Source organism: Micromonospora sp. SD19 (assembly GCF_054462275.1).
Genome location: NZ_JBTLMN010000008.1, coordinates 9,874 through 36,557, shown reverse-complemented (window position 1 = coordinate 36,557; position 26,684 = coordinate 9,874). Strand labels below are relative to the sequence as shown.

Below are 26,684 nucleotides of genomic sequence, written 5' to 3'. Positions count from 1 at the left end.
CCGCGACTGATGGCCGGCCACGCGCCGAGTGGCCCGCACCGGTTGCGCAACTTCGTCGCCGGTGAGTTCGTCGACGGCGCGACGACGTTCGCCAAGGCCAGCCCGGTCACCGGGGAGCAGGTCTTCGAGGTCGACGAGGCATCGGAGTCCACCGTGGACGACGCGGTGGCCGCCGCTCGGGCCGCGCTGCGCGGGCCGTGGGGTCGGATGGGGGAGCGGGAGCGCGCCGAGGTGCTGCGCCGCGTCGCCGACGAGTTGGAGCGCCGCTTCGACGACCTGGTCACCGCCGAGGTCGCCGACACCGGCAAGTCCATCGCCCAGGCCCGTACGTTGGACATTCCGCGCGGTGCGGCGAACTTCCGGGCGTTCGCGGAGATCGTGGCGACCGCACCCACCGAGTCGTTCACCACTGTCACCCCGACCGGCGGCCGGGCGCTCAACTACGCGCTGCGCAAGCCGGTCGGTGTGGTAGCTGTCATCGTGCCGTGGAACCTGCCGCTGCTGCTGCTCACCTGGAAGGTGGCTCCGGCGCTGGCCTGCGGCAACGCGGTGGTGGTCAAGCCCAGCGAGGAGACTCCCGCCTCGGCGACGCTGCTCGCCGAGGTGATGGCGGCGGCCGGGGTGCCGGCCGGGGTGTTCAACCTGGTGCACGGCTTCGGGCCGGGTTCGGCCGGTGAACATCTCACCCGCCACCCGGGGGTCGACGCGATCACCTTCACCGGCGAGTCGGCCACCGGCGGCGCGATCATGCGGGCCGCCGCCGACGGGGTGAAGGCGGTCAGCTTCGAGTTGGGCGGCAAGAACGCCGGCCTGGTCTTCGCCGACGCCGACCTGGACGCCGCGGTCGCCGGCTCGGTGCGGTCCAGCTTCACCAACGGCGGGCAGGTGTGCCTCTGCACCGAACGCATCTACGTGCAGCGCCCGGTCTTCGAGGAGTTCACCGCCCGGCTGGCCAAGCGGGCCGGTGAGCTGGCGTACGGCTGGCCGACCGACGAGGCCACCGCCACCATGCCGCTGATCTCCCACCAGCACCGCGCGAAGGTGCTCGGCGCGTACGAGCTGGCCCGCGCCGAGGGCGCCGAGGTGCTCACCGGCGGCGGCACGCCCACCTTCGGCGACGCCCGCGACGGCGGGTCGTACGTGCAGCCGACGGTGCTCACCGGGCTCGCCCCGGACGCCCGTACCAACCGGGAGGAGATCTTCGGCCCGGTGGTGCACGTGGCGCCGTTCGACACCGAGGACGAGGCGTACGCCCTCGCCAACGGCACCGAGTACGGTCTGGCGGCGACCGTGTGGACCCGGGACGTGGGCGTGGCGCACCGGGCCGGCGCCCGGCTCGACGCCGGCATCGTCTGGGTGAACACCTGGTTCCTGCGGGATCTGCGCACCCCGTTCGGTGGGGTGAAGGCGTCCGGGATCGGTCGTGAGGGCGGCGTGCACTCGCTGAACTTCTACTCCGAACTCACCAACGTCTGCGTGGACCTGTCGTGAGCCGTACCGAGGGAGCGGGCATGGAAGCTGACATCGAGGCCGCCAACCGGGAGTTGGCCGACGCCCGCAGCACCGGCAAGCCGTGCGCGCCGTTGCGGGGCCGGCTGCTGCCGGAGGGCGACGTGGAGTCCGCGTACCGGGTGCAGCAGCTCCAGGCGCGGGCCTGGCAGGGTCGCGGCGAACGCCGGGTCGGCGCGAAGATCGGGTTGACCTCCCGGGCGGTGCAGGAGACCTTCGGGGTGTTCCAGCCGGACTTCGGCATGCTGACCGACGCGATGGCGGTCGGCGACGGGGTCGAGGTGCCCATCGACCGGCTACTCCAGCCCCGCGTCGAGGCGGAGATCGCCTTCGTGCTCGACAAGGATCTCCCGAACCCGCAGCTCACCACAGTCGACCTGATCCGCGCGGTCGACCACGTGCTGCCGGCGATCGAGATCGTCGACTCGCGGATCGCCGCCTGGGACATCTCCATCGTGGACACCGTCGCCGACAACGCCTCCAGCGGGCTCTTCGTGCTCGGCACCACGCCGCGCCGGCTCGCCGACGTCGACCTGCGGCTGTGCGGAATGGTGCTGGAGCACGCCGGTGAGCCGGTCTCCGTCGGTGCGGGCGCGGCCTGCCTGGGCAACCCACTGCACGCCCTGCAGTGGCTGGCCGGCACCCTCGCCCGGGCCGGCGACCCGCTGCGCGCCGGTGACGTGGTGCTCTCCGGGGCGCTCGGTCCGATGGTGCCGGTCACCCCGGGCGCCGCGTACGAGGCCCGCATCTCCGGGCTCGGCTCGGTGCGTACCTCTTTCAGCAGGGAGGGTTCGGCATGAGCGTCGGTGTGGCGGTGCTCGGTTCCGGCAACATCGGCACCGACCTGATGATCAAAGTGTTGCGATTGAGCGACAGTCTGCGGATGGTGGCGATGGCCGGCATCGACCCGGCCTCCGATGGTCTGGCGCGGGCCCGCCGGCTCGGCGTGGCCACCACCGCCGACGGTGTGGACGGGCTGGTCGCGATGCCCGAGTTCGCCGACGTCGAGCTGGTCTTCGACGCCACCTCGGCGGGCGCGCACCGACGTCACGACGAGGTGCTGCGCGCGCACGGCCGCACTGTGGTCGACCTGACCCCAGCCGCGCTCGGCCCGTACGTGGTGCCGCCGGTCAACCTCGACGAGCACCTGCACGAGCCAAACGTCAACATGGTGACCTGCGGCGGACAGGCGACGGTGCCGATCGTGGCCGCCGTGCGTCGGGTCACGCCGGTGGCGTACGGCGAGATCGTCGCGTCGATCGCGTCGAAGTCCGCGGGGCCGGGCACCCGCGCCAACATCGACGAGTTCACCGAGACCACGGCCCGGGCCATCGAGGTGGTCGGCGGGGCCGAACGGGGCAAGGCGATCATCGTGCTGAACCCGGCGGACCCGCCGCTGCTGATGCGGGACACCGTCTACTGCCTCTGCCCGGACGCCGACGCCGACACCGGTGCCATCGCGGCCTCGGTGGCGGACATGGTGGCGACGGTGCAGGAGTACGTGCCCGGTTACCGGCTCAAGCAGGACGTGCAGTTCGACCGGGTCGAGACGTACGTGCCGACGCTCGGGCGGCAGATCACCGCGTTGCAGGTGTCGGTCTTCCTGGAGGTCTCCGGTGCCGGGCACTACCTGCCCGCGTACGCCGGCAACCTGGACATCATGACCTCCGCCGCGCTGCGTACGGCGGAGCGGCTGGTCGCCCTGCGGTCGACGGGAGCGGTGGCATGACCGACCTGTACATCCAGGACGTGACGCTGCGCGACGGCATGCACGCCATCGCCCACCGGTACACGGTCGACCAGGTACGGACGATCGCCGCCGCGCTGGACGCCGCCGGGGTGGCCGCCATCGAGGTGGCGCACGGTGACGGGCTCGCCGGTTCCAGCGTCAACTACGGTCACGGCGCGGCCAGCGACGCCGAGTGGATCTCCGCAGCCGCCGAGGTGCTGACCACCGCGAAACTGACCACCCTGCTGCTGCCGGGCATCGGCACCATCGCCGACCTGAAGGCGGCGAAGGCGCTCGGGGTAACCAGCGTGCGGGTCGCCACCCACTGCACCGAGGCGGACATCTCCGCCCAGCACATCTCCTGGGCCCGCGAGAACGGCATGGACGTGGCCGGGTTCCTGATGATGTCGCACATGAACGACGCGGCCGGGCTGGCCGGTCAGGCCAAGCTGATGGAGTCGTACGGCGCGCACTGCGTCTACGTCACCGACTCCGGCGGGCGGCTGCTGATGTCCGACGTGGCGCAGCGAGTCGACGCGTACCGGCAGGTCCTCGCCCCGGACACGCAGATCGGCATCCACGCCCACCACAACCTGTCGCTCGGGGTGGCCAACAGCGTGCTCGCCGTCGAGCACGGGCGGGTCACCGGGTCCGCGCCGGTCGGCCCCGACGCGGCGCACGGCCGGACCGTCCGGGTCGACGCCTCGCTCGCCGGCATGGGCGCGGGCGCCGGAAACGCCCCGCTGGAGGTCTTCGTCGCGGTCGCCGAGCTGCACGGCTGGAAGCACGGCTGCGACGTGTTCGCGCTGATGGACGCGGCCGACGACATCGTCCGCCCGCTGCAGGACCGGCCGGTCCAGGTGGACCGGGAAACGCTCTCCCTGGGGTACGCGGGGGTCTACTCCAGCTTTTTGCGGCACGCCGAACGGGCGTCGGCGAAGTACGGCGTGGACGTCCGGTCGATCCTGGTCGAACTGGGCCGCCGCCGGATGGTCGGCGGCCAGGAGGACATGATCGTCGACGTCGCACTCGACCTGGCCGGCAACGAGCCGGCGGTGAGTGAGCCGGGTTTGCGAGCCCCGCAGCCGCGAACGGAAGGTGGCGCAGCATGATCGGACCGGACATCGCCGGGATCGCCGAGAAGTTGGGTACGGCGGCCGACACGGCCACCCCGATCCCGCAGCTCGCCGCCGAGACCGGCCTCGACGTGGACACCGCGTACGCCGTGCAGGCCGCGCTGCTGCACCGCCGGCTGAACGCCGGTGAACGGTTGGTCGGGTTGAAGATGGGGCTGACCAGCAGGGCGAAGATGGCCCAGGTCGGTGTGGACGAGGTGATCTGGGGGCGGCTCACCAACGCGATGCGGGTGCCCGACGGCGGCGCCGTGGACCCGGCCGCGTACATCCATCCCCGCGTCGAGCCGGAGGTGGCGTTCCTGCTGGACCGGCTGCCCGAGCCGGGCGAACCGGTCGGCGACTTCACCACGGCGGTCCGCGCTGTCGCCCCGGCCATCGAGTTGATCGACTCCCGGTACGCGGACTTCCGCTTCTCCCTGCCGGACGTGATCGCTGACAACACCTCTGCCGCCGCCTTCGTGATCGGGCCGTGGTCGCCGGTGCCGGCGGGGCTGGACAACCTCGGCGTGCTGCTGGAGGTCGACGGGCGGGTGGCGCAGGTCGGCTCGACGGCGGCGATCCTCGGTGACCCGCGTCGGGCGCTCGACGAGGGCATCCGGCTGGCGGGCGGGCACGGGGTGCGGCTGGAGTCGGGGTGGGTCTTCCTGGCCGGTGCCGCGACCGCCGCGGTGCCGTTGCGTCCCGGTGCCCATGTCCGCGCGGTCGTCGAGAAGCTCGGCACGGCGTCGCTCCGGGCGTCGTCGTGACCGCCCGGGTCGTCGCCGGGAAGGCCGTTCCTCGGGGGGCGTTTCCGCATGTCAAGGTGGCGGGTGGGTTCGTCTTCGTCTCCGGTACGTCGTCCCGGCGGCCGGACAACAGCTTCGCGGGCGTCGAGGTGGACGAGTTCGGCACCACGAACCTCGACATCCGGGTGCAGACGCGGGCCGTGATCGAGAACATCGGCGATCTGCTGCGCTCGGTCGGCGCGGACCTCACCGACCTCGTCCAGGTGACGACGTACCTGGTCAACATGAATGACTTCGGTGGTTACAACGAGGTGTGGGCGGAGTTCTTCGACGCCTCCGGACCGACCCGTACCACGGTGGCGGTGCACCAGCTGCCGCACCCGCACCTGCTGATCGAAATCCAGGCCGTGGCCCTTCTTCCCTCGGGAGGTCAGTCGTGAGTGAGATCGCCGAGCCGTTCAGCTTTCCGGGCTGGATCGCCGACAACCAGCACCTGTTGAAGCCCCCGGTGGGCAACAAGGAGATGTTCCCCGGCGGGGACGACTTCATCGTGATGGTGGTGGGCGGGCCGAATCAGCGCACCGACTTCCACGTGGACCCGTACGAGGAGTTCTTCTACCAGGTCAAGGGCAACATGCACATCAACCTGGTCACTCCCGAGGGGCCGCGTACGGTGCACGTGCGCGAGGGTCAGATGTGGATGCTGCCGCGCAACACCCCGCACTCCCCGCAGCGGCCCGAGGCCGGCTCGATCGGCGTGGTCGTCGAGCGGGTCCGCGAGGAGGGCACGCTGGAGACATTCCAGTGGTACTGCCCCGAGTGCGGGCACAAGGTGCACGAGGTGGAGTTGCAGGTCCGCGACATCGCCGCCGACCTGCCGCCGGTGTTCCAGGCGTTCTACGCCGACGAGGCGGCGCGCACCTGCGCCAACTGCGGCACCCTGCACCCGGGTAAGGGCTGATGCCCGCAGCCGTTGTCGACGTGCACACGCACGTCGTACCGAAGGGGTGGCCGGACCTCGGCGCGGCGTGCGGCGGGTCCGGCTGGCCGTGGTTGCGGGTGGACTCCGAGCGCGCCGCCATGATCATGGTGGGGGAGACGGAGTTCCGCCCGGTCGGCGCGGAGTGCTGGGACGCCTCGACGCGACTGGCCGACATGGACGCCGACGGGGTGGCCGTGCAGGTGGTCTCGCCGACCCCGGTCTTCTTCAGTTACGACCGCCCGGCCGACCAGGCGGTCAAGGTCGCCCGGATCTTCAACGACCTGACCCTGGAGGTCACCGCGGCCGGCGGTGACCGGCTGGTGCCGTTCTGCCAGGTGCCGTTGCAGGACCCGGACGCCGCCTGCGCCGAGCTGGACCGCAGCCTCGCCGCCGGGCACGTGGGCGTGGAGATCGGCAACCACGTGGGCGACCGCGACCTGGACGACGCCGGTGTGGTCACCTTCCTGCAGCACTGCGCCGAGGTGGGCGCACCCGTCTTCGTCCACCCGTGGGACATGCCGGGCGGACCGCGACTGGACCGCTGGATGGCCCGGTGGCTCACCGGGATGCCCGCCGAGACGCACCTGTCGGTGCTGGCGATGATCCTCGGCGGGGTCTTCGACCGGGTGCCGCAGACGCTGCGGATCTGCTTCGCGCACGGTGGTGGCAGCTTCCCGTTCTGGCTGGGTCGCGCCGACAACGCCTGGCACCGCCGCGGCGACCTGGTCCGGGGCGCGTCCGCCGCCCCGCCCAGCAGTTACGTCGACCGGTTCAGCGTCGACTCGGTGGTCTTCACGCCGCCCGCGCTGCGGCTGTTGGTGGACACCATGGGGGAGGACCGGGTGCTGATCGGCAGCGACTACCCGTACCCGCTTGGCGAACGGCCGGCCGGCGCTGTTGTCGACGCGGCCGACTTCCTCACCGACGCCCAGCGCGACAAGCTCCGATCCGCCAACGCCCTGCGTTTCCTGCACAGCTGACCAACCCGGGCCGTCCGGTTGGTCCGATTAGGGACGGCAGCGCGTGTCGGCTGCGCGAAGGGCCGACGGGCGGCAGGATGGCGGGATGGCCGAACCGCACGACCTGACCGCGTTGGAGCAGGCCGCCGCCATCGCGCGCGGCGAGCTGTCCAGCGTCGACCTGGTCGAGCACTGCCTGAGCCGGGTGGCGGCGCTCGGCGACACGGTGGGCGCGTTCGTCACCGTCACCCCGGATCTCGCCCGGCAGGCCGCACGGGCCGCCGACGCGGTGCCGACCGGGGAGCGCGGCCCGCTGCACGGCGTACCGACCGCGATCAAGGACCTCACCCTCACCGCCGGGGTGCGCACCACCTTCGGCTCGGCGGCGTTCGCCGATTTCGTCCCGCCGGTCGATGCCGACGTGGTCCGGTTCATCAAGGCCGCCGGTCTGGTCAGCCTGGGCAAGACGACCACCTCCGAGCTGGGCTGTTCGCTCTACTCGGAGGGCCGGGTCGCGCCACCGGCCCGCAACCCGTGGCAGCTGGCGTACACCGCGGGTGGGTCCAGTGGCGGCGCGGCGGCGCGGCGGCGGCGGTCGCGGCCGGGCTGGTCCCGGTCGCCCAGGGGTCCGACGGCGGCGGGTCGCTACGCATCCCGGCGTCGCTCTGCGGCCTGGTCGGCTACAAGCCCAGTCGGGGCCTCGTCTCCGGCGGGCCGGTCGGCTCCGGCGCGTTCGGCCTGCCCATCAGCGGTCCGCTCGGGCGGACGGTCACCGACGTCGCCGCGCTGCTCGACGTCATGGCCGTCCCGGTCCCCGGCGAGCCCTACCTGCCGCCGGTCGCGCCGCCCGGCGGCTACCTGGCCGTCGCGCGCCGGGCCGAGCCCGGCCCGCTGCGGATCGGCCGGTTCACCACGCCGATGCTCGCCGACGAGCCGGTGCACCCCGACTGCGTGGCCGCCGTGGACCGGGCCACCGCGTTGCTCACGGCGGCCGGCCACGAGGTGGTCGAGGTGCCGCCGCCGCTCGGGCCGGCGGCGTGGCCGCTGTTCGAGATCCTCTGGTACGTGCTGGCGCTCGCCCCGGTGCCGCCGCAGCGGGAGGCGGAGCTGCTGCCGTTGACCCGGCTGCTGCGGGCCCGGGGCGCCGAGCTCTCCGCCGGCACCCTGGCCGCCACCCTCGGGGAGTTGCAGGCGCAGGTCCGCCTGGGCACCCGTCGCACCGCTGGCTGCGACCTGCTCCTCTGCCCCACCCTGGCCACCCCGCAGGCGCCGGTCGGCTGGTTCAGCGCCGACGCGGACCCGGCCGCCGACTTCGACCGGCAACGCCGGTTCTCGCCCTACTGCGCCATCTTCAACGTCACCGGCGATCCCTCCGTCTCCCTGCCGCTGGGCAGCACCACCGACGGACTGCCCGTCGGGGTGCTGCTCACCGGCCGGTACGGCGACGACGCGCGGCTTATCGCTACCGCTGCGCAACTGGAGAACTCCAGTGACGGATGGGATCGGCACCCCGCAATCTGGCGGGCCGTCGACTCCGCTAACGTGAATGGCGACGGAGTCGGGCGGTCGGCAGCGTGATCGTCCATCCGACCCGGTTTTTCAAGGTCGTCCTTCTTCCGCCTGGGGGCGTTGGGATTGTCTGTTACCGAGACGTTGCTGGTCTTCGTCGGCATCCCGTTGGCAGCGGTGCTGGTCATCGCCGGCCTGTCGTACGCCGGTAGCCGTGGGGGTGCCACCGGCGGTGGCGGTCACGCCAAGCGCTACCGGCCGGGCCGGCCCTTCGACTTCACTCCGGTCTGGTTCCTGGGCCGCCCGGAGCAGCTGGCCGACTCGGCCGGCACCGCGCTGACGGCGGGGGCGCAGGCGCCCGCGCTGACCAGCCACAAGCTTGAGCAGGCCAGCGTCGAGGCGCCGGCCGGTGGAACCGGAGGCGCAAGTGACCGTTGGTGAGAAGCAGGCCGGGTCGGAAAATCCGCCCGAGGTGCTGGACGGGCCGTTCTCGACCCGCCAGTTGCTGCGCATCGACGAGGCGTTGCGCCTGGCCGACAAGGGCACCGGCCTGGTGTTCTCGGTCTTCGTCGGCGGTCTCGACGAGCCGATCCGCGAGCACGCCCAGCGGCTGCACCGTCAGCTCGCCGAGCCCGACAAGTCGGTGCTGATCGCCGTGTCGCCCAACCAGCGGCAGTTGGAGATCGTCACCGGGCGATACGCCCGCAAGCGCATCCCCGACACGTACGCCAAGCTGGCCGCGCTCTCCATGGTCGGCGCGTTCAGCGGCGGCGACCTGGCCGGCGGCATCATCAACGGCCTCGACCAGCTCGCCAGCCACGCCGGCAAGGGCTGAGCTACACAGACGACGAAGCCCGGCCCCGCGTGCAGCGGGCCGGGCTTCGGTCTGTCCGGGTGTTTGTCTCAGCGCGGCCAGGCAGACGGGTCCAGCTTCATCGGCCACGGCTCGTCCACGTTCACTGGGTCGTCCGGACCCAGGGTGCCCAACAGCTCATAGTGCTCGCCCTCGCCGAGCCGGTAGCGGTAGACCACCGGGCCGAAGTTGCCCCGTTCCACCCGCCAGTAGTGTGCGATACCAGCCTCGGCGTAGAGGGCGGGCTTGGTGAACCGATCGTGGCGACGACTTCCTGTCGACTCGACTTCCAGGACGAGACCGATGTCCGCCGGCTCGGCCCACATCCGCTCGCGCGGTGCGTCTGGCCGCAACACCGTCAGGTCAGGGAGGAGATTGCCGCCCGGGACCCGTACCCCGATCTCCCGGATCACCCGCCAACCTGTGGGCGCGGCCAGGCGGATCGCCATCCGGATGTCGTCCGCCAGCTCATGGTGCTCGGGACCGGCTGGAGGTGTCACGTGCAGGCTCCCGTCGATGATCTCGTAGCGGTTCCCGTCCTCAGGCAGGTGGAACAGGTCCTGCTCACGCCACGCGCGCGCAGGGGGTCGCCACTCGTAGGTCGGCTGTGCCATCGCGTTCACCTCCTCTCGCAACCATAATGGCCCGGGCCGGCGTCGGTTCGCACCCACGTCGGCCCGGGCCACGTACTCGATGCTCAGCCGCTCTGCGCGTCCTTCGCGCGGGCCTTCAACGCCCGCACCACACCGTCGCGACCCTCGGCCACCAGCCGACGCAGCGGGGCGGGGTGCCCGTCGCCGGCCAGCCACGCGTCGGTGGCCGCCACCGTGTCGTCCGCCACCAGGTAGGTGGGGTACGCCAGCTGGGCGAACTCCTGCGCCGGCTCGCTGTCCCGGGTGGCCCACACCTGCCCGACCGCCGCGAAGTACCGCTCGCGGTACGGGGTGACCAGCTCCACCTGCGTCGGGTGGGCGAAGCCCTGCAACAGCGCCCGGTGCCGCCAGTTGGGCAGCGCGTCCGGGCCGGTGAGCAGGGCCCACACGGCGGCCTTGTTCTCCGCCGTCGGGATCAACGCGTGCGCGTACGCGGCCTCCCGCTCACCACTGGCCGTACGGTCGCCGCTCAGCTCCGCCTCGATCTCGGCGGCGCCGGCGGCACCGTTGGCCACCAGCGCGGCGAGGACCGACCAGCGCAGCTCGGTGTCGACGGTCAGCCCGGCCGGCACGCCGGTGCCGTCCAACCAACCCCGCAGCGTCGCCAGGTCCTCCTCGGAGCGGACCGCCGAGGTGAACGCGCGGGCCCAGGCCAACTGGAACCCGCTGCCGGGCTCGGCGGCGGCGAGCGCGTCGCGGGCGGTACGGGCCAGGTCGGCCCAGCCGGTGGGCGCCCAGGCCGGGTCGGCGTACAGGGTGAGCGCGGTGGTCGCCTGCCGCAGGGTGGCGGTGACCAGGTTGATGTCGGTCTCCGCGGGCAGCCCGCTCAGCGTCAGCGCCACGTAGTCGCGGGCGGACAGTTCGGCGTCGCGGATCATGTCCCACGCGGCGGTCCAGCAGAGCGCGCGGGCCAGCGACGAGTCGAAGCCACCGATGTGCTGCACCACTGTTGCCATCGAACGCTCGTCGAGGCGCAGCTTGGTGTAGCTGAGGTCGTCGTCGTTCAGCAGCAGCACGTCGGCCGCCCGGACACCGCGCAGCGGGGCGAGATCCGTGTGTTCGCCGGTCACGTCCACCTCGTAGCGCTCCCGACGGACCAGCCGTCCGTCGGTCAGGTCGTACAGGCCCACGCCGATCCGGTGCGTACGCAGCGTCGGGTACGCCGCCGGCGCCTCCTGTCGCACCAGCACCTGCTCGTACGTGCCGTCCGCCCCGATGGTCACCTCCGGCCGCAGCGTGTTGACCTGCGCGGTCTCCAACCACTGCGCGGCGAACTTGCGCAGCTCCCGACCGGATGCGGCCTCCAGCTCGGTGAGCAGGTCGTCGAAGGTGGCGTTGCCCCAGGCGTGCTTGCCGAAGTAGGCCCGCAGCCCGGCCACGAACGGCTCCTCACCCACGTAGGCGACGAGCTGCTTGAGCACGCTCGCGCCCTTGGCGTAGGTGATGCCGTCGAAGTTGACCTCCACGGCCTCCATGTCCGGCATCTCGGTGTAGACCGGGTGGGTGGAGGAGAGCTGGTCCTGCCGGTAGCCCCAGTTCTTCCGGATGGACAGGAAGGTCGTCCACGCCTCGGTGAACCGGGTCGCGTTGGTGTTGCACCAGTGGCTGGCCCACTCGGCGAACGACTCGTTGAGCCACAGGTCGTTCCACCAGCGCATGGTGACCAGGTCACCGAACCACATGTGGGCCAGTTCGTGCAGGATCGTGTTGGCCCGCTGCTCGTACTCGAAGTCGGTGACCTGCGAGCGGAACAGGTAGTGCGACTCGGCGTGCGTCACGCAGCCGAAGTTCTCCATCGCGCCGGCGTTGAAGTCGGGCACCCAGAGCTGGTCGTACTTCGGCAGCGGGTAGCGCACCCCGAACTTCTCGTGGAAGAAGTCGAAGCCCTGCTTGGTGATCAGGAACAGGTCGTCGGAGTCCAGGTACCGCGCCATCGACGCCCGGCAGAACACCCCCAGGTCGATGCCGTCGTGGGCGTCGCGCACCTCGTGGTACGGCCCGGCGCACATCGCCGTGATGTAGGTGCTCATCCGGGGCGACTCGGCGAAGTGCAGCGTCTTGAGCGCCTCACCCGCCGGCTCCTCGCGCTGCACCGGCATGTTGGACACCGCCCGCCAGTGCGCCGGCACGGTGACGTGCCAGGTGTAGACGCTCTTCAGGTCGGGCTGGTCGAAGCAGGCGTACACCCGCTGCGCGTCGGCCGTCTCGAACTGGCTGTACAGGTACGTCTCCCCGTCCACCGGGTCGACCGTCCGGTGCAGGCCCTGACCGCTGTTGGAGTAACCGAAGTCGGCCTCGACCACCAGGACGTTGTCGCTGTCCAAACCGGACAGTGTCAGGCCCTTCTCGGCGGACCAGTCGGAGAGGTCGACGGGCGTGCCGTTCAGCGTCGCGGACCGCACCGACTCGGCGGCCAACTCGATGAACGTGCTCGCCCCCGGTTCGGAGCAGCGGAACCGAACCTCGGTCGTCGAGGAGAACGTGCGACCGTCGGCCGCCAGCACGGCGGTGGACAGGTCCAGACTGATGTCGTACCCCGTCACGTTGAGCAGGCGTGCCCGCTCGGTCGCCTCGACCTGCGTCAGGTTGCGCACTCCCGGCACTGTTCGTCTCCATCCCACGTGTCGCCGTACGCCCGGCGGCGCCCGTTCGCCTACCGCTCGTGACGGCCGGCCCGATTCGAGTCTTCCATGTACGGGCAGCCCGCGGTGGCCGAGGTCACGCTCTCATTCGGGTGCCGGTCGATGTGCTGCGGGGTGAAGATTCTTCTGAGACGCCGACTACCGGCGCCACCCGTTGTGAAGGGATCTCACCGTGACCGAACGTGTCACCGCCGACATGTGGTTCGACCCGGCCTGCCCGTGGGCATGGATCACCTCACGCTGGCTGCTCGAGGTCGAGCAGGTCCGGGATGTGGATATCCGGTTCCACGTGATGAGCCTCGCCGTGCTCAACGACGGCCGCGAGGAACTGCCCGAGGAGTACAAGGAGTTCCTGAAGACGGCGTGGGGCCCGGTGCGGGTCTGCATCGCCGCCGAGCAGCGCCACGGCAACGAGGTGCTGCGCCCGCTCTACACCGCGCTCGGCACCCGGATCCACCTGCAGAAGCAGGAGCGGAACACCGAGCTGTACGTGGCCGCGCTCACCGACGCCGGCCTGGACCCGGCGCTGGCCGCGGCCGCCGACAGCACCGACTACGACGAGGCACTGCGGGCCAGCCACGAGGCGGGCATGCGCCCGGTCGGACAGGACGTGGGCACTCCGGTCGTGCACGCGCCCGGCCCGGACGGCGCTCCTGTCGCGTTCTTCGGCCCGGTGATCACCCCGGCTCCGAAGGGGGAGGCCGCCGGCCGGCTCTGGGACGGCGTGCTGCTGGTCGCCGGCACCCCGGGCTTCTACGAGCTCAAGCGCACCCGGGAGCAGGACCCGATCTTCGACTGAGCGACGGCCACCGCGCCCCCGTCCGTGCCGCGTCAGCTGCGTGGACGGGGGCGTTTCGGGTCGGGTGCCGAGGTCGGCGGGCGGTCGTGGCGTCACCGGGAGGCGGGCGGCGTCGTTTCCCTCGGTGTCCGCCGCAGCGACCCGTAGGGCCGCACGCCGCAGCTCGTGGAGGCATTCCCGATGGCCAAGCACCGCGCGTCCGGTGACGAACAGTCGACCCGGCAGGGGGTGATCGAACCTCCCGGCGCGGACTACTGGTCCGTCGACGACTCCCGCTGGCCGACGGTCCGCCCGGATCTTCCCGCCCATCTGGTGGATCTGCTCGCGCCGCCCATCGTGGTGGGCGTGGCGCGGGTACCGGTGACGTCCCGGCTCACCCCGCCCGCCGTGGTCGACCCGCTCCCGTCGCCCGCCGACGCCGTGCCGGCGGACGTGCCGGCGCTGGTGCCGTCGGGGGCGGCGCCGGCCGAACCCGCGCCCCCGCCGCCGGCTCCGCCGCGTCCGGTGCCGACGCCGCCGCTGAACCCGAGGCCCGTTCCGACGCCGCCCCCGGACCGTCCCGTGCCGGGGCCGCCCACGTCGCCCCGCCGCTCCGTGAACACCGGGCCGATCGGGAGCGGTCGACGCGGCAACGGTGGGCCGGTGAGCGCGGGTCGACACCGCCGGGGCACGTCCGACCGCGCCGGCTGACCGACCGGGCGCTTTCATCTGGTGGACGCCCTGCGGGTCCCCGTCGGCGGCGACACCGTCGCCGGTAGCGTCAGTGGGTATGACGGTCGTGCATCCGATCACCCGGGCCTGGGTCACCACTGGCGGCACCGGCGCGCAGAACTACGACGAGTTCGCCGACGACGCGGAGATCACCGCGATCATCGAGTCGAACCCGCACAGTGCTCTCGGCATCGAGATGCCGCATCGCGCCCCGCAGAGCCTGGGCAAGTCGTTCCTCGACGCGCTGCCGGACGCGGTGTCCCGCCTCGCCGAAGCCAAGGCCGACGGCAGTTACACCCCCGCCGAGCAGGTGGTGGTGCTCTACCGGATCAGCGCACCCGGCGAGGAGCCGGCGTACGGGATGTTCGCGATGGTGGACACCGACCAGATCTCCACCCGGGCGGACGAGCCGGGCCTGGTCATCCGCAACGAGGACGTCTTCATCGCCAAGGTCCGCGAGCGGGTGGCGCTGGCCGACGCGCTGGGCCACCTGCTCTCACCCGTACTCCTGCTGCAGACCGGGCGTGGCGATGAGCTGCACGCGGCGCTCGCGGCGGCGACCGACGCGGCCGGTGCGCCCGCCGCGACGGACACCGACCAGGCGGGGCGCACGCACGCGATCTGGCTGCTCGGCCCCGGCCCGGAGCAGACCACGTTGACAGCGCTCGCCGGTGGCGGCGACCTGGTCGTCGCGGACGGCAACCACCGCAGCCTGGCCGCCCAGACCGGAGGGCTGCCGCGCTTCCTGGCCGTGGTCACCACTCCCGCGTCGGTGGCCATCCAGCCGTACAACCGGCTGGTCAGCGAGCTGACCACCACCCCCGCCGAGCTGCTCGACCGGCTGCGGGCCGCGGGCGCCGAGGTCGAGCCGATCGACGGCCCGGTCGAGGTCCCGGCGACCGGCGGCACCGTGCACCTCCGCCTCGACAGCCAGGGGTACGCGGTGCGCCTGCCCGCCACGGCCTCCGCCCGCCTGGAGAACCTGGACCACGCCCTGGTCGAGCGTCTGGTGCTGCGCGACGCGCTCGGTCTGGACCCGGGCGACAAGCGGATCACCTACGTTGGCGGTGACTACCCGGCGAGCTGGCTCACCGGTGAGGTGGACGCCGGGCGGGCCGAGTTGGCCATCCTGATCGCCCCGGTGACCGTGGCGGATTTCGTCGCCGTCAACCTGGCCAGGGAGAAGATGCCCCGCAAGAGCACCTGGTTCACCCCGAAGGCGCGCGGCGGTCTGGTCGTCGCCGAGCTGCCGCGATGAGTGCCGTCCGCACGACCGTGTGACGAACCCGCGCCCGGGGACGCCCCTGTGACGTCCCCGGGCGCGGCCTGACAGACTTCCCGGTATGCGCGTCTACCTGGGATCCGATCACGCCGGTTTCGAGTTGAAGGTGCACCTGGCCAACCACCTGGCCATGCAGGGGTACGACGTGGTCGACGTCGGCCCGCACGCCTACGACCCGGACGACGACTACCCCACGTTCTGCCTGCACACCGGCGACCAGGTGGTGGCCGACGAGACGGGCCTCGGAGTGGTCATCGGTGGCTCCGGCAACGGTGAGCAGATCGCCGCGAACAAGATCGCCGGCGTCCGCGCCGCGCTGGCCTGGAGCGTCGAGACCGCTCAGCTGGCCCGCCAGCACAACGACGCGAACGTGGTCGCCGTCGGTGCCCGCCAGCACACGCTGGACGAGGCGACCGCCATCGTCGAGGCGTTCCTGAACACGCCGTTCTCCGGCAACGAGCGGCACGCTCGCCGGATCGCCCAGGTGGCCGAGTACGAGCAGACCCGCAAGCTGCCCGACCTGCCCTGACGGGCGGCGCTCAGCGCGGCGAGCGGGGCAGCTCCTCGCGGGGCACCCAGTTGCGGCGGACCACCACCACGCGGGCCTCCGCCTCGGCCAGGTCGTCGTCGTTGGGGCGGGCCGCATCCCGGGCCCGTAGCGCGGCGCTCAGCCCCACCTGGGACGAGCCGGAACCGACCAGCCCGCGCAGCCCCCGCTCGCCGTCGCGCTCGTCGCCGCCCGCGCCCCTGCGTCGTGCGGGCGGGTCGTCACCGTCGTGCACGCCCGCGGTGCTGGCGGCCGGGCCGTCGGCACCGGGTCGGGCCGTCTCGGAGTCGGCGGGGTGGCGCAGCCGTCGCCGTCGTCGGTCGCTGTCACCCATCAGCCGACCGTACCCTGCCCGGTGTGATCCGGCACCGTCGTGGGCTGCGCGTCCCGGCCGGGGTCGGCGACCGATTTGCCGGCTGGCTACCCTCGAATCCAGGCGGTGTCGTTGCCGTCGGTCAGGGGGAGGACGAGATGGCAGACCAGACGCAGCCGTGGGCGGAGCGGACCGTGGAGGTGCCACCGCAGGCCGGCGTCGGGGTGCCGCCGCAGCGCGACGGGTTCCGTCGGGGGGTCGCCCCGGTGGGTCAGCCGCGCACCCCGCGGACGGAGCCGTTCCCGGTGGTCGCCGAGGAGCCGACCGGCACGGGCTGGCCCGACGGGCCGGTGCCACGCCGCTCGCTGAGCTCGCGAATGGCGCAACTGCGGCGCGGCGGTGAGTGGAGCGCGGCGGCCGGCCTCTTCGCGTTCGTGTGTTGGGGGATCTGGGCGCTGTCCGGCCAGGGTGACCTGAGCGGCCCGCTGCTGGTGTTGGTGCTCAGCCTGCTGGTGGCGGTCGGCCTGTTCGCCCTGTCCCGACTGGTCGGCAGGGTGGTGCTGGAACGGCAGCTGGGCCGGGTCCGGCGCAGCGCCCGGGGTGCCCACCTGGCGACGGCGGTTTTTCTCGCCGGCCTGGGGGTGGCGTGGCTCCAGCAGACCGAGTGGGTCGTCTCGGCCTGGAACTGGATCTCCTCGAACTGATCCGGAGCGTGCACGGGCGGGCCGGTCGATGCCCGCCCACCCGTGCACCCGGTCGTCTCCCCACCAGGCAAGGTCGCTGCTTACCCGGCCGGTAGCGGTTCATCCGTGGCCGGCCGCTCCGACCGGTACCTCCTTCGAGGGCTCGGGTGCCCGCGATGGTGCAGCGGTCAGTGGGTGCCGCCGTGCCCCTCGGCGTCGGCTCGGGGCGACGCGACCCGGGCGGCCGGGTCCTCGACGCCGGGCTCGCCGCCGTCCGGGGCGACCGCGCCGTCGTAGTTGTAGAGCGGTCGACCATCGTCGTGCTGCTTGGTGGTCCTGATGTAGCGGTGCATCAGGCCGTCGATCTTCACCTCGACGAGTGCCTCGTCGCCGGTCTCGTGCGTGCTGCCGTCTCGGGGGCCGCCCACCAGGTGGGCTGTGGTGTTGGTGTCCATGCAGGGCCCCTACCCGCCAGGCATCTGGCGGAAACGGGTGAATCCGCCCAGCGGGTGCCGCGCCCAATGAGTGGACGCGGCACCCGCTGAGGGATCAGCCGGCGGATTCCGCGGCGGCGTAGTCGCGGGCCACCCGGACCATCTCCACCAGTCCGCCGGCGTACTCCTGGGATTCGCCGTGCGCCTCGTCGAACGGCGGCTGGAAGCCGACGCCCTCCCACTGGTTGGTCGCCGGGTTCCACCGGTCGTTGCCGACCTCGAAGTCCCAGGCGAAGATGCCCAGCTCGTAGTAGAGCTGGTCGGCCGAGTTGCCGGCGGCGGAGTAGAGCACGTCGGCGACCGGTCCGGTCTGCGACGGCCAGGTCACGGTGCCGCGCTCCTGTGCGATGGCGCCGACGATCCGCCGGGCGCTGTTGAGGAACAGCGTCGACTCGTCGATCGACGGCCGGGGCAGGGTGATCCGCCCATCGGCCCGGTACGCCCCGGGCGGCCACATGAAGTACCCGCCGTAGGAGTGCACGTTCATCGCGAACTTGATGTTCGGGTGGTCCTTGGCGAGCGCGATCACGTTGCTGCTCTCCGCCTCGGACAGCTCGGCGGTGCCCGCGTAGTTGCCGGACAGGCAGTTCGCGCTGGCGCCCACGTAGCCGTCGAAGTACGACCCGACGGTGTAGTTGCGGTTGATGTCGACGCCCCACGAGGTGCGGTTCTTCGGGTCGCGGGCCGCCCCGGTGCAGTGGTTGACCAGGTTCTTGCGCTGGAAGTTGAAGTCGTTGAACGAGTAGTTCGCGCCGTCCGGGTTGACCGTCGGGATGACGAAGATGTCGACCTGTTCCAGCAGTTCACGGGTGGCCGGGTCGGTGCGGGCGTTGGCCAGCATCCGCTCGGCGAACTCCAGCGTCACCAGTGGGGTGGCCCACTCGCGGGCGTGTTCCTGGGAGTACGCGAGCACCCCGACCCGGGAGCCGTCCCGGTGTACGCCGAGGCGCAGCGCCTGCACCGTCCACGGCCGGGCGGGCACCTCGGTGCCCTGGAGGCCGTCGTCGAGTCGGGTGGGGCCGGCGACGGGCATCGGCAGCCCGGCCGAGCCGTCCTCGACGGTGGCCCGGAACCGCTCCGGTTGGCGGGCGTTGATCGCCGCCGCCACCTCGTCGGTGGTGCTCACCGTCTTGCCAGCGGTGTCGGTGGCCAGCGAGACGGTGAGGACGCGGTCGCGGTAGTTGACGGTCAGCGGTCGGTTCGCCCGGCCCGGGTCGACCGTCCGCACCTGTACGCCGTTCATGTTCTGGTCGCCGAAGCGGACCGACTCGACCACCACGGCGGCCACCGCCGGGTCGCCCAGGTAGCCGGCGGCGTTGCGTCGGTACCCCTGGGTCCTGTTCGGCAGGTCGATCACGTCGACGAGGTCCCGGTACTGGCGGGCCAGGCGCTTGATCCGCGCCTGGATGTCGATCGGCGTGAGGTACGCGTCGATGAAGTCCTTCTGGTAGCCGGCCGGCAGCGGCGGTGGGGAGGCGTTCGGCCAGAGCGCCGGCGTGACCACCCGGCTGACCCCGCCGAGGCTGGAGGTGGCGGTCAACTGGACCGGCCGGTTCGGCACCGGCTGGGGAAGGTTGTAGTGGTACTGGTACTCGCCCGAGTCCTCGAACCGGTACAGCGGGAACGACCCGGTGGCGCCGTCCGCCGTCCGCCAGCTGACCGTGATCTCCACGTCCGGGTCGTCGGTGGCGGTGGTGGCCACCTGGGCCTGCAGGAAGGTCTGCCCTCCGGTGGTCCACCAGTACGCCTGCTGCACCTGGAGGGTGTCCACTGCCGCGGCGGCGGTGGTCCGTTGGCCGGCGGCCGGAGCGCGCAGCCCGGCGGCGGTGCGGGCCTGAGCCGCGCGGACGCTGGCGGCGTAGTTCCGGGTGCCGTCCCCGGCACGCTGCACGACCTGCACGGCGGTCGCGCCCTGCGCGGTCAGTTCGGCGAGCTGCGTACCGGTGAGCACCAGGTCGGCGAGGATCCGCCCGTCGCGGGCGCGGGGTCGGTTGGCCAGGTCCGCGCCGGTGGCGACGAGCCGGTCCAGTTGGGCCTGATCGCGGAGCTGGACCCGGACCAGGGCGGTCTCGGTGGCGGTCAGGGTGATCGGGCTGGCCGGGGCAGCGGGTGCCGCCGCTGCCGAACCGGGATGGGACAGCACCGCGCTGATCAGGATCGCTGTGGTGGCGGCAGCTGTCCACCGTCGTCGGACGATCATGTGCCCTCCTGTGACGGACGTAGATGTGTGTGGTCCTTACACCAGTGCACAGATCGACAACTGTCAAGAGACGGGGTGGCGCGGACCCGCCGGGGCGAAGCTCACGGAACGTGGTCGCGATCAACCAATTAGGTCAGATGTCCTGCTTGTTCTCGCAAGTTGTGACGGCTCTTTACAGTGCCGCTACTCGATCTCTAATGTCTGGCCCACTATCCGGGCTTGATCACGGGGGTTGCTGATGCCTGGTTGGTTTTCGCCTGCGCCTGTTGCCGCGTTTTCCTCTCTCATCCAGCGGGCCAGTCACCACCGTGCCGGCCGCCGCTCGGGCATCGCGGCCGTCGTCGTGACCGCCCTGGTGGCGAACCTGCTGGTCGCGCCGGTGCCCGCCGCCCAGGCCGCGGCGCACCGACCACCCGCGCCCAAGGCGGTGTCAACGGTTCCGGTCACCGCTGTGCAGGCCCGCCCGGCCGGCAAGGCCGCCGAGCCGGCGCCGGCGAGCGCCAAGCCGGCGGCGGTCTGGCCCGCGGCGGGTGCGGCAGTGGTCGACCTGTCGACCGCGGCGACGGGGGAGAAGGTCCGGGCCGGCGGTTCATCGGTACGGCTGGCCGCCCCCGCCACCACGAACCGCTCGGCGACGGCGGGACCGCGCAAGGTACGGGTCGAGACCCATGACCGGGCCACCACGGACCGCGCCGGGGTCCGCGGTGCCCTCTTCTCGGTCAACCGGGCGGACGGCGCGACCGCAGCGGGCCCGGTCGACGTCACAGTGGACTACCGCTCGTTCGCGAGCGCGTACGGCGCCGACTGGGCGAGCCGGCTGCGGCTGGTGGCGCTGCCGGAGTGCGCGCTGCGTACCCCAGCGAAGAAGCAGTGCGCGGGTACGCCGCTGCCCTCCCGCAACGATCCCGCCGCGAAGACGGTCACCGCGACGGTTCAGGTGAGCGCGGCCACCAGTCTGGTCGCGGCGGCGGCAGCCGCGTCCGGGCCCGCCGGTGACTACTCGGCCACCCCGTTGCAGCCGTCGTCGACCTGGTCAGCTGGCGGTCACTCGGGCGCCTTCACCTGGTCGTACCCGATGCGGGTGCCGCCGGCCCCCGGTGGGCCCGCCCCGCAGTTGGAGTTGAGCTACTCGTCCCAGTCCGTTGACGGTCGCCACGCGGCGTCCAACAACCAGCCGTCCTGGGTGGGCGAGGGCTTCGAGGCCGGGTTCGGGGGTTACATCGAGCGGCGCTACCGGTCCTGCGCGGAGGACATGGACGGCACCGCCAACAACGAGCTGGAGACCGGTGACCAGTGCTGGGAAACCAACAACGCCACGCTGTCGCTCAGCGGCCATTCCGGTGAGCTGATCTACAACTCGTCGGAAGACCGTTGGCACCTGCGCAACGACGACGGCTCCCGGATCGAGCGCAAGACCGGCGCGGTCAACGGCGACAACGACGGCGAGTACTGGGTGGTCACCACCACCGACGGCAAGCAGTACTGGTTCGGCGCCCACCGTCTGCCCGGCTGGACGTCCGGCAACCCGGTGACCAACTCGACGTGGACGATGCCGGTGTTCGGCAACGAGACGGGGGAGCCCTGCCACGCCACCAGGTACGCCGATTCGGACTGCACGCAGGCCTGGCGCTGGAACCTCGACTACGTCGTCGACCTGCACGGCAACTCGATGTCGTACTGGTACGTGAAGGAGACCAACAAGTACGGTCGCAACCGGGACGCCGACGACGCCGCCAGCTACGACCGGGGCGGCTGGCTGGACCGGATCGACTACGGCACCCGGCGCGACGACGGCGTGGAGTCGGTGCTCAACACGCCGGCCCCACTGCGGGTCGAGCTCACCGAGGCGGACCGCTGCCTGAGCAGCTGCACCACCCACGACGAGGTGCGATGGCCGGACACCCCCTGGGACAGCGAGTGCACCGGGAGCTCCTGCGAGGACACCTTCTCTCCGACGTTCTGGACGACCAAGCGGCTCGCCTCGGTGACCACCCAGGTGCGCAACGGCACCGGCTACCGCAACGCGGAGCGGTGGACATTCGGCCACACCTTCCCGGACCCCGGTGACGGCACCCGGGCCGGTCTGTGGCTGGACAAGATCTCCCACACCGGTCTGGCCGGTGCCACCAGCACCGTGCCCGACATCGAGTTCACCCCGGTCCAACTCTCCAACCGGGTGGACACGATCGACTTCGCCGCGGCGATGAACTGGATGCGGATCGCGAAGATCCGCACCGAGTCGGGCGGCACCACGAGCGTCACCTACTCGGCACCCGACTGCGTCGCCGGTCAGACGCCGACACCCCACACGAACACCCGACGGTGCTACCCGGTCATCTGGATGCCGGAGGGCTACCAGAAACCGGTGACCGACTGGTTCCACAAGTATGTGGTGACGACCGTCTACGAGAACGACAACACCGGCGGGGCGCCGCCGCAGGGCAGCCCTCGCGTCGCCTACAAGTACGACTACTACGACGGCGCGGCCTGGCACTACAACGACGACGACGGGCTCGTCGACCCGAAGCACAAGACCTGGTCCGACTTCCGTGGCTACGGCCGGGTCGGGGTCACCGTCGGCGACACGGGCGAACAGTCGTACACAGAGACCCGCTACTTCCGGGGCATGAACGGCGACCGCGCCGCGCCGACCGGCGGCACCAGGTCGGTCACCATCGACGGGATCGCCGACGAGGACTGGTACGCCGGTACGCCTCGGGAGACCAGGACGTTCAACGGGCCGACCGGCCCGGTGGTGTCCCGGCAGACCAGTGATCCGTGGGCGTCCGCGGCGACCGCCAGCCGGACGATCAACGGGGACACCGTCAGCGCCCGGATTCTCCGGGTGGGCACCACCCGCGCGTACACCACGCTCGACGCCGGCCGTGGTGAGCGGGTCACCCGGACGACCACCAGCTACGACGCGTACGGGATGGCCGTCAGCGTCGATGACTTCGGCGACGACAAGGTCGCCGGAGACGAGCAGTGCACCAAGACGGACTACACGCCGCGCAACACCACGAACTGGCTGATGGACCGGGTCCACCGGGTTCAGCGCTACGCGGTGAAGTGCGCCGACGCCGCCACCCCCGGATCGTTGACCGAGGACGACGTCATCGGTGAGACCCGGACCTGGTACGACGGCAACGCCTTCGAGGAGGCGGCCACCAGGGGCCTGACCACCCGCACCGAGGAGATGGAGGCCTGGAACGCGGGCGCGCCGACCTTCACCACGGTGAACCAGGCCGGGTACGACGCGCAGGGCCGGATGACCTCGTCACGGGACGCGCTGAGCTACGAGACGAAGACCGCCTACACCCCGGCCAGCGGGGGTCCGGTGACGTCGACCGCGGTGACCAATCCGCTCCAGCACGTGCTGACCACCACGATCGAACCGGCCTGGGGCACGGCGACGTCGGTGGTGGACGCGAACGGCAAACGCACCGACGTGACGTACGACGGTCTGGGCCGGCTCACTGCCGTGTGGCTGCCGGGTAGGACGAAGGGCACCGACACCGCCGACCTGACCTACGGGTACCACGTCCGTAACGACGCCGCCACCGTGGTCTCCGCCTCGAAACTGAACGCGAAGGGCGACTACGTCACGGCGTACACCTTCTACGACGGGCTGCTGCGCAACCGGCAGACCCAGGCGCCGTCGCCCTCCGGCGGTCGCCTGCTCACCGACGTGTTCTACGACACCGCCGGTCGACAGGTGAAGACCTTCGCGCCGTACCACGCAGCCGGTGCGCCGGGCACCACCCTGGTCACGGCGACCGAGCGGGCCTTCGTCCCCACCCAGGACCTGACCGTGTACGACGGTGCCGGGCGGGTCACCGCGACGGTCTTCCAGCCCTACGACGTCGAGAAGTGGAGGTCCAGCACCTACTACGCCGGCGACCGCACCGACGTCACCCCGCTGGCGGGCGGCACCGCCACCTCGACCGTCACCGACGCCCGGGGCCGCACCGTGCAGTTGCGGCAGTACCGGGGGACCGTGCCGACACCGGGCACCGCCGGCAGTTGGGACGCCAGCACCTACACCTTCAACCGCAAGGGTCAGCTGACGAGCTTCGCCGACCCGGCGGGCAACGACTGGACGTACACCTACGACATCCGCGGCCGGCAGAAGACGGTGGACGATCCCGACGCGGGCGTCACCAGCCTCACGTACGACAACGCCGGTCGCACCGCCACCACCACCGACGGTCGAGGGAAGAAACTCGCGTACCTGTACGACCCGCTGAACCGTAAGCGCGCCGTCTACGACGACCAGGTCGGTGGGACCATGCGGGCCCAGTGGGTGTACGACACCCTCGCCAAGGGCCAGCTCACCCAGAGCACCCGGTTCGTGGGGTCGAGCTCGTACCAGGTCAAGACGACCGGTTACACGGACGCCTACCAGCCCACCGGCATCTCCGTTGTCATCCCCGCCTCGGAAACCGGCATCGCCGGCACCTACACCTTCGCCAGCAGCTGGAACCGGGACGGCTCGTTGGCGTCGAGTACCTTCCCGTCCACCAACAGCGGCCTCCCCGCGGAGACCTTGACGTACGGCTACAACGACCTCGGGCTGCCCACCACAGTCGACACGATCTACGGAACGAGCAACCAGTCGTACGTCGAGGGCACCGACTACAACGCGCTCGGCCAGGTGGACCAGTACCGCTTCTGGACCGGCAGCGGCGGACGCGTCTGGCAGGCGTTCACCCGCGAACTGGAGACCGGTCGGCTGACCGGGATCCGCACCGACCGCGACACGGTGGCGCCGAACATCGTCGCCGACGTGCGCTACACGTACGACCCCACGGGCAACATCGTCAAGACCCAGGACGTCACGCCCGATCCGGTCGATGACACGCAGTGCTTCGGCTACGACCAGCTGCGCCGACTCACCGAGGCGTGGACCCCGGCCAGTGGGGACTGCGGCACCGCGCCGTCCGTCGCCGGCCTGGGCGGCCCGGCGAAGTACTGGCACAGTTGGACGTTCGACAACGTCGGCAACCGGCGTACCCACACCGAGCACACCAGTACCGGGAACGCGACCACCGACTACGCCTACCCGGCGGCGCGCAGTCCGCAACCGCATGCCCTCTCCGGCACCACCGGCGCCCGTACCGGCTCCTACACGTACGACAAGAGCGGCAACACCCTCACCCGACCCACCGACTCCTCGGGCACGCAGACCCTGACCTGGGACGTCGAGGGTCGCCTGCAGACCTCCGCCGACAGCACCGGGGCGACCAGCTTCGTCTACGACGCGGACGGCAAGCGGCTCATCCGCCGCGACCCGACCGGTAGCACCCTCTACCTCCCGGGTCAGGAGATCCGCTACACCAAGAGCACCGCCTCCACCGCGTGCACCCGCTACTACGCCCACGCGGGCGCCACCATCGCCTCCCGCACCACCGCCGGCCTGAGCTGGCTCAGCAATGACAACCACGGGACTGCCCAGGTCAGCGTCAACGACACGTCGCAGCAGGCGAGCATCCGGCGGCAACTGCCGTACGGGAAGGACCGTGGCACCGGTGTCGCCTGGCCCAACAGCAAGGGCTTCGTGGGCGGCACCATCGACAACACCGGCCTGACCCACCTCGGGGCACGGGAGTACGACCCCACGATCGGACGGTTCGTCAGCGTCGACCCGCTGCAGGACCTGAGCGATCCGCAGCAGTGGCACGGCTACGCCTACTCCAACAACAACCCCACCACCTTCAGCGACCCCAGCGGCCTCATCCCCGCCGACTGTGCCGAGATCGTGGGCGGCTGCCCCGACTACCAGGTCGGCAACGAGAAGGCCAACCGCAAGAACAGCAAGAAGAAGACCTGCTGGCCCATCAAGTGCAGCAGCGTCATGAAGCAGAAGAACCCGAACATCCTGGGTCACGTCATCCTCGTACCGCCGACCATCGACCTGGACCGGTTCACCGAGCTCTGGGCCGACTCCCAGGCGGAAGTGCTCGGCATGGCCGCCGGCTGGGACCCCAGTCAGGTCCTGCACCAGGAGTTCCAACTGGCGATGCAGGTCTGCGGGGAGATCGACGACGAGGCATGCCACAAGTGGATTCAGGACGTCCTGTGGCCTGGCTACTGGGCGACCATGATGCCCCTGCCCGACGACGACGGAGTCGCCCTGCCGGTCGGCATGACGGCCCTGGGACGCGCGGCGCTGCCCCCCGGTGCCCAGCTACCGACGCAGACCGGCCTCAAGCCGGTGTGGCAGCAGGGCGGCCCGTGCAGCTTCGCCGGCACGACCGAAGTCCTGATGGCGGACGGCAGCACGAAGCCGATCAAGGACATTAAGGTCGGTGACGAGGTGCTGGCGACCGACCCGGTCACCGGTGAGCAGGGGCCGCGGACGGTTGGTCACCTGTGGGTCCACGAGGACGACATGGTGGCGCTGTCGGTCGACGGCAAGGTCCTGGCGACGACCGAGGACCATCCGTTCTGGAACGCCACCGACAGGCAGTGGCAGCCGGCCGCCGAGCTCGACCGTGGCGACGTTCTGCGCACCGCTACCGGCGAGGGCGTGGCCGTCGACGGCCCGGCCCTCGAATGGGTGGGACGAGGCCAGGCCTACAACCTGACCGTCGCGGATCTTCACACGTACTATGTGCTCGCCGGCAAAACCCCGGTGCTCGTCCACAACACTGGCTGCGCCCCGGACCTCGGCCCGAAATGGAAGCCGCGTCCCGAGACCGAAATTCCCTGCAGCACTGGTTGCGAGCGCGTCGCTGCGCAGGTTCAGAAAAAGATCGGTGGTGAGATCGTGACCATCAGGCATGGAAACTTTTTCCTCGGCAAGTATCGGGGCCAGGATACCGGATGGTATACCCACACCGTAGTTGTCAAGGACGGCCGAGTCTTCGACGCGTTCAGCGGCAGAAATGGCGTCCCGATCAATGAGTACAAGGGCTTGTGGGAATACAATGACACGATCCAGTTCGGATTCTGAGGT

The 26,684-nt window shown here is 71.2% G+C and carries 21 protein-coding genes and 1 pseudogene; 17 read left to right on the top strand and 5 right to left on the bottom strand.

Translation table 11 applies throughout. The features are described from left to right. Positions 1-9: 9 nt before the first annotated feature. The 11 genes and pseudogenes from ACX27O_RS23805 (at position 10) to ACX27O_RS23755 (ending at position 9,384) form a co-directional block, all read left to right on the top strand. Positions 10-1,491, top strand: coding sequence for a 2-hydroxymuconic semialdehyde dehydrogenase (locus ACX27O_RS23805; RefSeq protein WP_279520508.1), 1,482 nt, complete (start codon positions 10-12; stop codon positions 1,489-1,491). 20 nt (positions 1,492-1,511) lie between these two features. After that, positions 1,512-2,309, top strand: a complete 798-nt coding sequence (locus tag ACX27O_RS23800) for a 2-keto-4-pentenoate hydratase (protein WP_030333489.1) — start codon at positions 1,512-1,514, stop codon at positions 2,307-2,309. Continuing rightward, a complete protein-coding gene (locus ACX27O_RS23795) occupies positions 2,306-3,238 on the top strand; it encodes an acetaldehyde dehydrogenase (acetylating) (RefSeq protein WP_458940082.1) in 933 nt (310 codons plus the stop codon). Before ACX27O_RS23800 ends, ACX27O_RS23795 begins: the two co-directional genes overlap by 4 nt. Beyond that, entirely contained in the window at positions 3,235-4,350 is a 1,116-nt protein-coding gene (gene dmpG / locus ACX27O_RS23790; protein WP_458940081.1) for a 4-hydroxy-2-oxovalerate aldolase, read from the top strand. Before ACX27O_RS23795 ends, dmpG begins: the two co-directional genes overlap by 4 nt. Further along, positions 4,347-5,120, top strand: a complete 774-nt coding sequence (locus ACX27O_RS23785; RefSeq protein ID WP_210862217.1) for a 2-keto-4-pentenoate hydratase — start codon at positions 4,347-4,349, stop codon at positions 5,118-5,120. Before dmpG ends, ACX27O_RS23785 begins: the two co-directional genes overlap by 4 nt. Continuing rightward, positions 5,117-5,539, top strand: a complete 423-nt coding sequence (locus tag ACX27O_RS23780; protein ID WP_030333497.1) for a RidA family protein — start codon at positions 5,117-5,119, stop codon at positions 5,537-5,539. Before ACX27O_RS23785 ends, ACX27O_RS23780 begins: the two co-directional genes overlap by 4 nt. After that, entirely contained in the window at positions 5,536-6,060 is a 525-nt protein-coding gene (locus ACX27O_RS23775) for a 3-hydroxyanthranilate 3,4-dioxygenase (RefSeq protein ID WP_030333499.1), read from the top strand. The genes ACX27O_RS23780 and ACX27O_RS23775 overlap by 4 nt, the downstream gene beginning before the upstream one ends. Further along, the gene (locus tag ACX27O_RS23770) at positions 6,060-7,061 is read left to right on the top strand and encodes an amidohydrolase family protein (RefSeq protein ID WP_358125041.1); all 1,002 of its coding nucleotides are present in this window, start codon (positions 6,060-6,062) and stop codon (positions 7,059-7,061) included. The genes ACX27O_RS23775 and ACX27O_RS23770 overlap by 1 nt, the downstream gene beginning before the upstream one ends. Before the next feature lie 85 nt (positions 7,062-7,146). Beyond that, positions 7,147-8,618, top strand: a pseudogene (locus tag ACX27O_RS23765) (amidase). Positions 8,619-8,669: 51 nt separating this feature from the next. After that, entirely contained in the window at positions 8,670-8,990 is a 321-nt protein-coding gene (gene ctaJ, locus ACX27O_RS23760; protein ID WP_435821669.1) for an aa3-type cytochrome oxidase subunit CtaJ, read from the top strand. Further along, positions 8,977-9,384: a DUF5130 family protein gene (locus ACX27O_RS23755; protein ID WP_030333506.1), complete on the top strand. Its 408-nt coding sequence runs from the start codon at positions 8,977-8,979 to the stop codon at positions 9,382-9,384. The genes ctaJ and ACX27O_RS23755 overlap by 14 nt, the downstream gene beginning before the upstream one ends. A gap of 68 nt (positions 9,385-9,452) precedes the next feature. Here the strand turns inward: ACX27O_RS23755 and ACX27O_RS23750 are convergent, their stop codons facing one another. Both ACX27O_RS23750 and pepN read right to left on the bottom strand, forming a co-directional pair. Then, positions 9,453-10,016: a Uma2 family endonuclease gene (locus ACX27O_RS23750; protein WP_387221273.1), complete on the bottom strand. Its 564-nt coding sequence runs from the start codon at positions 10,014-10,016 to the stop codon at positions 9,453-9,455. A gap of 83 nt (positions 10,017-10,099) precedes the next feature. After that, entirely contained in the window at positions 10,100-12,649 is a 2,550-nt protein-coding gene (gene pepN, locus ACX27O_RS23745; RefSeq protein ID WP_358132950.1) for an aminopeptidase N, read from the bottom strand. Positions 12,650-12,869: 220 nt separating this feature from the next. Between pepN and ACX27O_RS23740 the strand changes: the two genes are divergently transcribed. The 4 genes from ACX27O_RS23740 to ACX27O_RS23725 all read left to right on the top strand — a co-directional run bounded on the left by ACX27O_RS23740 (position 12,870) and on the right by ACX27O_RS23725 (position 16,018). Beyond that, positions 12,870-13,496, top strand: coding sequence for a mycothiol-dependent nitroreductase Rv2466c family protein (locus tag ACX27O_RS23740; RefSeq protein WP_030333513.1), 627 nt, complete (start codon positions 12,870-12,872; stop codon positions 13,494-13,496). A gap of 180 nt (positions 13,497-13,676) precedes the next feature. Next, positions 13,677-14,186: a hypothetical protein gene (locus ACX27O_RS23735; protein ID WP_051708588.1), complete on the top strand. Its 510-nt coding sequence runs from the start codon at positions 13,677-13,679 to the stop codon at positions 14,184-14,186. A gap of 79 nt (positions 14,187-14,265) precedes the next feature. Next, the gene (locus ACX27O_RS23730; RefSeq protein ID WP_458940080.1) at positions 14,266-15,465 is read left to right on the top strand and encodes a DUF1015 family protein; all 1,200 of its coding nucleotides are present in this window, start codon (positions 14,266-14,268) and stop codon (positions 15,463-15,465) included. An 85-nt stretch (positions 15,466-15,550) separates the two neighbouring features. After that, positions 15,551-16,018 (top strand): ribose-5-phosphate isomerase, encoded by a 468-nt coding sequence (locus ACX27O_RS23725; RefSeq protein WP_030333518.1) that lies wholly within the window; start codon positions 15,551-15,553, stop codon positions 16,016-16,018. A gap of 10 nt (positions 16,019-16,028) precedes the next feature. Here the strand turns inward: ACX27O_RS23725 and ACX27O_RS23720 are convergent, their stop codons facing one another. After that, positions 16,029-16,370 (bottom strand): hypothetical protein, encoded by a 342-nt coding sequence (locus tag ACX27O_RS23720; protein WP_210866031.1) that lies wholly within the window; start codon positions 16,368-16,370, stop codon positions 16,029-16,031. 137 nt (positions 16,371-16,507) lie between these two features. On the opposite strand from ACX27O_RS23720, the gene ACX27O_RS23715 reads away from it, so the two are divergent. Then, positions 16,508-17,053: a hypothetical protein gene (locus ACX27O_RS23715; RefSeq protein ID WP_210866032.1), complete on the top strand. Its 546-nt coding sequence runs from the start codon at positions 16,508-16,510 to the stop codon at positions 17,051-17,053. 167 nt (positions 17,054-17,220) lie between these two features. On the opposite strand, the gene ACX27O_RS23710 is transcribed toward ACX27O_RS23715, so the two are convergent. Both ACX27O_RS23710 and ACX27O_RS23705 read right to left on the bottom strand, forming a co-directional pair. Beyond that, on the bottom strand, positions 17,221-17,487 hold the full coding sequence (locus tag ACX27O_RS23710; RefSeq protein ID WP_030333524.1) for a hypothetical protein: 267 nt from the start codon (positions 17,485-17,487) through the stop codon (positions 17,221-17,223). Between the two features lie 94 nt (positions 17,488-17,581). After that, the gene (locus tag ACX27O_RS23705; protein WP_458940079.1) at positions 17,582-19,726 is read right to left on the bottom strand and encodes a M14 family zinc carboxypeptidase; all 2,145 of its coding nucleotides are present in this window, start codon (positions 19,724-19,726) and stop codon (positions 17,582-17,584) included. A 352-nt stretch (positions 19,727-20,078) separates the two neighbouring features. Here ACX27O_RS23705 and ACX27O_RS23700 point away from each other — a divergent pair, with 352 nt between their 5' ends. Continuing rightward, entirely contained in the window at positions 20,079-26,681 is a 6,603-nt protein-coding gene (locus ACX27O_RS23700) for a polymorphic toxin-type HINT domain-containing protein (protein ID WP_458940164.1), read from the top strand. Positions 26,682-26,684 lie beyond the last annotated feature (3 nt).

Coding starts and splice junctions, on each gene's coding strand:
- ACX27O_RS23805 (WP_279520508.1), top strand. CDS start 10: ATGGCCGGCCACGCGCCGAGTGGCCCGCACCGGTTGCGCAACTTCGTC.
- ACX27O_RS23800 (WP_030333489.1), top strand. CDS start 1,512: ATGGAAGCTGACATCGAGGCCGCCAACCGGGAGTTGGCCGACGCCCGC.
- ACX27O_RS23795 (WP_458940082.1), top strand. CDS start 2,306: ATGAGCGTCGGTGTGGCGGTGCTCGGTTCCGGCAACATCGGCACCGAC.
- dmpG (WP_458940081.1), top strand. CDS start 3,235: ATGACCGACCTGTACATCCAGGACGTGACGCTGCGCGACGGCATGCAC.
- ACX27O_RS23785 (WP_210862217.1), top strand. CDS start 4,347: ATGATCGGACCGGACATCGCCGGGATCGCCGAGAAGTTGGGTACGGCG.
- ACX27O_RS23770 (WP_358125041.1), top strand. CDS start 6,060: ATGCCCGCAGCCGTTGTCGACGTGCACACGCACGTCGTACCGAAGGGG.
- ACX27O_RS23750 (WP_387221273.1), bottom strand. CDS start 10,016: ATGGCACAGCCGACCTACGAGTGGCGACCCCCTGCGCGCGCGTGGCGT.
- ACX27O_RS23735 (WP_051708588.1), top strand. CDS start 13,677: ATGGCCAAGCACCGCGCGTCCGGTGACGAACAGTCGACCCGGCAGGGG.
- ACX27O_RS23730 (WP_458940080.1), top strand. CDS start 14,266: ATGACGGTCGTGCATCCGATCACCCGGGCCTGGGTCACCACTGGCGGC.
- ACX27O_RS23725 (WP_030333518.1), top strand. CDS start 15,551: ATGCGCGTCTACCTGGGATCCGATCACGCCGGTTTCGAGTTGAAGGTG.
- ACX27O_RS23720 (WP_210866031.1), bottom strand. CDS start 16,370: ATGGGTGACAGCGACCGACGACGGCGACGGCTGCGCCACCCCGCCGAC.
- ACX27O_RS23715 (WP_210866032.1), top strand. CDS start 16,508: ATGGCAGACCAGACGCAGCCGTGGGCGGAGCGGACCGTGGAGGTGCCA.
- ACX27O_RS23710 (WP_030333524.1), bottom strand. CDS start 17,487: ATGGACACCAACACCACAGCCCACCTGGTGGGCGGCCCCCGAGACGGC.
- ACX27O_RS23705 (WP_458940079.1), bottom strand. CDS start 19,726: ATGATCGTCCGACGACGGTGGACAGCTGCCGCCACCACAGCGATCCTG.